Here is a 5,454-nt window from a genome sequence, read left to right as displayed (position 1 = left end):
CATATGTATCTGTTCTTACGCGTAAATTTAATATAGATATTAATATACTTGGAGGAGCTATAGATACTTTAAGTAATGATACTAAAGTTGGTCATTTAATATTAGAAATAGAAGCTGATGAAATAACTGAGGTTATAGAATGGTTAAAAGAACATAAATTAGAAGTGGAGGTTATAAACTAATGATAATAAAGTCGATATATGAAACTATATATATGATAGTACTTTCAATAATTATAGCAAGTATTATAGGTGTTCCGTTAGGAATTTATCTTTCAATTAGTAAAAAAGGAGGTATAAAAGAAAATCAAATTGCAAATAAGATTATAGATTTAATTATAGTTAATATTACAAGATCTATACCATTTGTAGTTCTTATTATTTTACTTATACCTTTATCAAGAATTATAGTGGGTAAATCATATGGAACAACGGCATTTGTTATACCTTTATCTATAGGATCTGCTCCTTTTGTTGCTAGAATTATAGAAAATTCATTAAATGAAGTTAATTATGGATTGATTGAAGCGGCCATATCTATGGGAGCTACAACTTATGAAATTATACTTAAAGTTCTCATTCCGGAAGCACTACCTAGCATAGTAAATGGTATAACTTTAACTATAATTTCACTTGTTGGTTATTCTGCAATAGCTGGAATTATAGGTGGTGGAGGTCTTGGGAATTTAGCAGTAGTTGAGGGATTTCAAAGAGGTAACTATAAATTAATGTATTTATCAACATTGTTATTGATAATATTAGTTCAAATAATACAGTTTATTGGAACTAGAATTGTAAAAAAAATAGAAGAAAAGAGAGGTAAGTAGTATGTTTAAAAAACTATTATTAGGATTAGTAACTGCAGTTATAGCAGTATCATGTGGAGCAAAGTCTGAGGAAAAACCTGTTGAAAATCAGAAATTAATAATTGGGGTTTCTCCAGTTCCACATCAAGAACTTGTAGAATTAGTTAAAGATGATCTTAAAGCTGAAGGGGTAGATTTAGAGATTGTAGTCTTTAATGATTATGTTCAACCAAATTTACAATTAAAGGATAAAAGTATAGATGCTAATTTCTTTCAACATATACCATATATGAATGAGTTTGGTAAAGAAAATAATATAGAAATGGTAAGTGTAGGAGCTATACATGTTGAACCATTAAAAGGATATTCAGCAACTATTAAGTCTAAAGAAGAATTAAAAGATGGTGATGAAGTTTTAATACCAAATGATCCAACTAATCGTGGAAGAGCTTTAATATTACTTGATGCTGAAGGAATTATTAAATTAAAGGATAAAACAAAACTTGATTCTGATATCAGTGATATAGTAGAAAATCCAAAAAATTTAAAATTAACTGCTCTTAATTCAGAACAAATATCACCAAGATTATCGGAAGTAGCATTAGCTATTATTAATACTAATAATGCTTTAGCTGGTGGAATAACTAAGGATAAAGTAGTCTTTGTTGAAGGAAAAGATTCACCTTATGCAAATATTATTACTGTATTAAAAGGTAATGAAAATGATGAGAGAGTAAAAAAATTAGTTAAAGCTTTACAATCTGATAAAGTTAAAAAATTCATAGAAGAAAAATATGATGGAGAAGTAGTTCCTGCATTCTAAATACTATTTTAAACACCTAGAAAACTCTAGGTGTTTTTTTATGTTGTTTTTAAAACTACAATTATGCTATAATTAAGAAAAAAATAGGAGGAAGCAGTGTTAAAAAATAAAATATTATTATTGTTATATTTAGGTATAATTTCTTTTGCAAATGATAAATTAGAGATTAAATTCGAATTTAATGGTGGAACTGGAGTAATGCCAGTTAAAGTCAGTAGAAATATAAGAGAGAACAATGAAATAGTTCATGATTTAGATAATTATGGTAAAAAATATAATTTAGGTTTAGATATTGAAGCTTATAAAAAAATGGAAGTAGTTAAAGATTTAAATTTTGATATTGGACTTGGATTAAATGGAGGATATTTTAAAGTTACAGATGTTAAAGAGAGAAAAGGTTATATAACGGAAGCTCGTAATACATTGGTGAAATTTAAACAAAGATTAGAAGAAATAAAAAATGATCCTTCACAAAAAGAAGAAGCAAAAGATTTAGAAGTTTCTATAAAAAATATAACTAATAATATAGATGAACTTTATTTTGATGGTGTATATATAAATCCATTTGTAACTACTAAAATAGAAAAGAAATTAGATAATTTTAATGTATATATAGGAGCTAAAGCTGGTATAAATACATATTTTTCAGATTATTTTTCTAAAACACATAAAAATACTAATGGAAGTACTTATAAATATCCTATGCAATTACATTTAGATGCAAAAGGATTTTTAGGTGTTGGCTATAAAGATATTGTATTTATTCAAGGTGAATTATCATATCCAAATAATTTTGGTGGAGCAATAGGAACTAGAATAAATTATTAGATTTAAATTTCCTTTATATAAGGAAATTTTTAATTTAAGATATTGACTATTATATAAAATGGGGTATAATTTATTGAAAGGACAAATATTCAAAATAATGAAAAGTTGGTATTATGGAAGATGTTAAAGTTATAAATAAGGTAGATATAGCGATTATAGCCATATCAAGAGATTTATTATGTTTAGAAATTGGTGAAAAAGTTAAATCAGTTAAAGAATATTCTGATAGTTTGGGAATATCTGTTGGAAGTATACAAAAAGCATTTGATAAATTGGAGGATGAAAATGTTTTTCTTCTAGAAAAAAAAGGTGTATTAGGAAAAATTTTAAAATCTAAAAATAAAAATAAATTAATACTTCGTTCTTCTTTAAAATCTATTGTTGGTGTGATGCCGTTACCTTATTCTAAAAGATATGAAGGACTAGCCACTGCAATAAAATCTGCTTTTGAAAATTCAGGTATTAACTTCTATTTTGCATATATGCAAGGTTCTAGAATACGTCTTAGAATGTTAAAGGAGAAAATTTATGATTTTGCAATTATGTCTGATTTAGCATATATTAATTTTAAAACAAAAGAAATTAAGAAAGTTTTAGATTTTGGTAATGAATCATATGTATCAAAACACATTTTAATAACAAATAATTTAAAAAATGAAAATTTAAGAATAGGAATAGATAAAAATTCAGAAGATCAATATTTTTTATCTGAAAGATATTTTAAGAATACAAATTGTGAATTTGTGAATATAAATTCAGATAATATTTTAAGAGAAATATTATATAATAATATAGATCAAGCAATAATAAGTATGGATGATATAGAAGACAAGGAAATAGAAAAAGTTAATATAATAGATTTAGAAGATAAAGAATATCTTGAAAAAGCAAATGTTGCAAGTATTGTAATAAATTCAAATAATAAATTTATTGAAAGTTTGTTACTTCAAGTATTAAATAAATATGAAATTAAAGAAATTCAAAATAAAGTAGTTAATAAAATTATGATACCGAGGTATTAATAATTTTTTATAACAAATATTCAAAAAAATGAAAATTATAATAAAGATTAGGAGGAATTATGGAAAAATTATTATTAAGATTAAACATATTTAAAAATACAGGTATGTTGTCTCAAGAAAATTATGAAAAAGTTATTAAAGTAATTAAATATTTTGAAGTTAAAAGAATTAATATTAATGAAGATAATGGTTCAATGTTAATTACTCATATCGTAATGTACATAAATAGATTAAATAAAGGTGAAATTATTGAAAAATTAGATGAAGAAAGTTTAGAAGAATTGAAAACTTTTAATGAATATAATAATGCAGAAAAAATCTATTTTGATTTTGAAAATATATTAGGAAAAATTAATGAAAATGAAAAAGGGTATATATTAGCGCATTTAATAAATTTATTGAAAGGAGAAAAAGAATGAAAATTGTAGTTGGAGGACAGATTGATAAAGAAAACGTAGCAGAAATTTTAAAAAAAGAGTTCAGTGAAGCACAAATTGATATAAAATCAGATATAGATGCTGCTATGGAAATGAAGCTTGGGAATTATGATTATTATTTTGGAGCCTGTAATACTGGTGGTGGTGGCGCACTTGCTATGGCTATTGCAATATTAGGTTCTGATTTATGTTTAACAGTTGCAAGTCCAGGAAATATTTTAACTGAAAGTGAAGTAGAAGAAGGAATAAAAAAAGGGAAAAAAGCATTTGGATTTACTCCGAATTCAGCAGAAATTTCAATAAAAATGATAAAAAAATATTTATAGGAGGAGTTTATGTTTATTAAAATTATTTTGATTGCAATGTTATCAGGATTAGCTTCAATATTAGCTAATAAAGGAATTGCTGTATTTAATGACGGACTAAGACCATTAGTTCCAGAACATTTAGAAGGAAGATTGGATAGGAAATCATTACTTGCAACAAGTTTTGCTTTGAGTTTTGGGTTGGTTATTGGATTTGGAATACCATTTTCAATAGGTAAAAGTATAATACTTATACACAGTATACTATTAGGTACAGATATAATAGGTACAGCATTTAAAAATGATAATAAAGGTAGTATTTTTTCTGCTGTATCTGGAGCTATATATGGTATAGGTTTAGTGTTAGGTTTACAGGTTATAGTTGATTTATTTGCTAAACTTCCTGTTAATTTTTTACCTAATTTATCAGAAATGGGAACCCCTATTATAGTAGCATTTGCTGTATTTCCAGTTTTGGTTATTGGGTATCAATATGGAGTTAAAAAAGGAGTATTTTCATTATTTATTGTATTAATTGTAAGACAATTAATTTCTATTTTTGGAAAAATAAGTGTAGGTGAAGCTACAATTTCATTAAATTCTGATGGTATAGCTTTATTTGTTGGTATAGTTGTAATGTTAGTATTTGCTATTATGGATAAAACAGAATCAACAGGTTCAAATACAAAATTGTTAGGGATTTTTTCAGAAAGAGTTGCTAAAGTTAAGAAAAATATAATTATACTTTCTATAATGGGTGGACTTGTTGCTTCTGCTGTAAGTTTAAATATGTTAGCAGGAGATCCTATTTCTTTAAATTTAATACAAGAGGGTAAAATGTCTGACGCAGGAATAGTGGCTTTAGCAAGAACTATTGGATTTATTCCTTTAGTGGCTACAACAGCTATAACAACAGGTGTTTATGGGCCAACTGGATTGACTTTTGTGTTTGCAATAGGTATATTTATAAAAAATCCTATACTTGCATTTATAATTGGAGCTGTAACTTTATCATTAGAAATACTTTTATTAGAACAAATTGCTAAATTATTAGATAAATTCCCAGGAATAAAAGCTTGTGGAGATCAAATAAGAACAAGTATGACAAAAGTTTTAGAAGTAGCAATTTTAGTTGGTGCTATGATAGCTTGTAATAATATGGCTGGAGGAAATGGATTAGGATTTTTATTTGTAATAGGATTTTATTTATTAAATAAATCATCTAAAAAACCAT

General features: G+C 25.5%; 8 protein-coding genes. All 8 read left to right on the top strand.

The window, feature by feature from the left end:
* Positions 1-182: NIL domain-containing protein (locus ACWYO2_RS04705; RefSeq protein WP_455515337.1), on the top strand; the 182-nt coding region annotated here is incomplete at its 5' end.
* Complete coding sequence (locus ACWYO2_RS04700; RefSeq protein WP_455515336.1) at positions 182-826, top strand: methionine ABC transporter permease; 645 nt, start codon at positions 182-184, stop codon at positions 824-826. The genes ACWYO2_RS04705 and ACWYO2_RS04700, both read left to right, overlap by 1 nt.
* Position 827: 1 nt before the next feature.
* Complete coding sequence (locus tag ACWYO2_RS04695) at positions 828-1,628, top strand: MetQ/NlpA family ABC transporter substrate-binding protein (protein WP_455515335.1); 801 nt, start codon at positions 828-830, stop codon at positions 1,626-1,628.
* A 96-nt stretch (positions 1,629-1,724) separates the two neighbouring features.
* Positions 1,725-2,456, top strand: coding sequence for a hypothetical protein (locus ACWYO2_RS04690; RefSeq protein WP_455515334.1), 732 nt, complete (start codon positions 1,725-1,727; stop codon positions 2,454-2,456).
* Between the two features lie 113 nt (positions 2,457-2,569).
* On the top strand, positions 2,570-3,478 hold the full coding sequence (gene yhfZ / locus ACWYO2_RS04685; RefSeq protein WP_455515333.1) for a GntR family transcriptional regulator YhfZ: 909 nt from the start codon (positions 2,570-2,572) through the stop codon (positions 3,476-3,478).
* A gap of 59 nt (positions 3,479-3,537) precedes the next feature.
* On the top strand, positions 3,538-3,897 hold the full coding sequence (locus ACWYO2_RS04680; RefSeq protein WP_455515332.1) for a PRD domain-containing protein: 360 nt from the start codon (positions 3,538-3,540) through the stop codon (positions 3,895-3,897).
* A complete protein-coding gene (locus ACWYO2_RS04675) occupies positions 3,894-4,241 on the top strand; it encodes a DUF2620 domain-containing protein (protein ID WP_455515331.1) in 348 nt (115 codons plus the stop codon). The genes ACWYO2_RS04680 and ACWYO2_RS04675 overlap by 4 nt, the downstream gene beginning before the upstream one ends.
* A 9-nt stretch (positions 4,242-4,250) precedes the next feature.
* The coding region (locus ACWYO2_RS04670; protein ID WP_455515330.1) for a YhfT family protein at positions 4,251-5,454 on the top strand (1,204 nt) is incomplete at its 3' end.

Source organism: Pseudostreptobacillus sp., from assembly GCF_977040545.1.
This window is presented reverse-complemented; position numbering and strand designations above follow the sequence as displayed.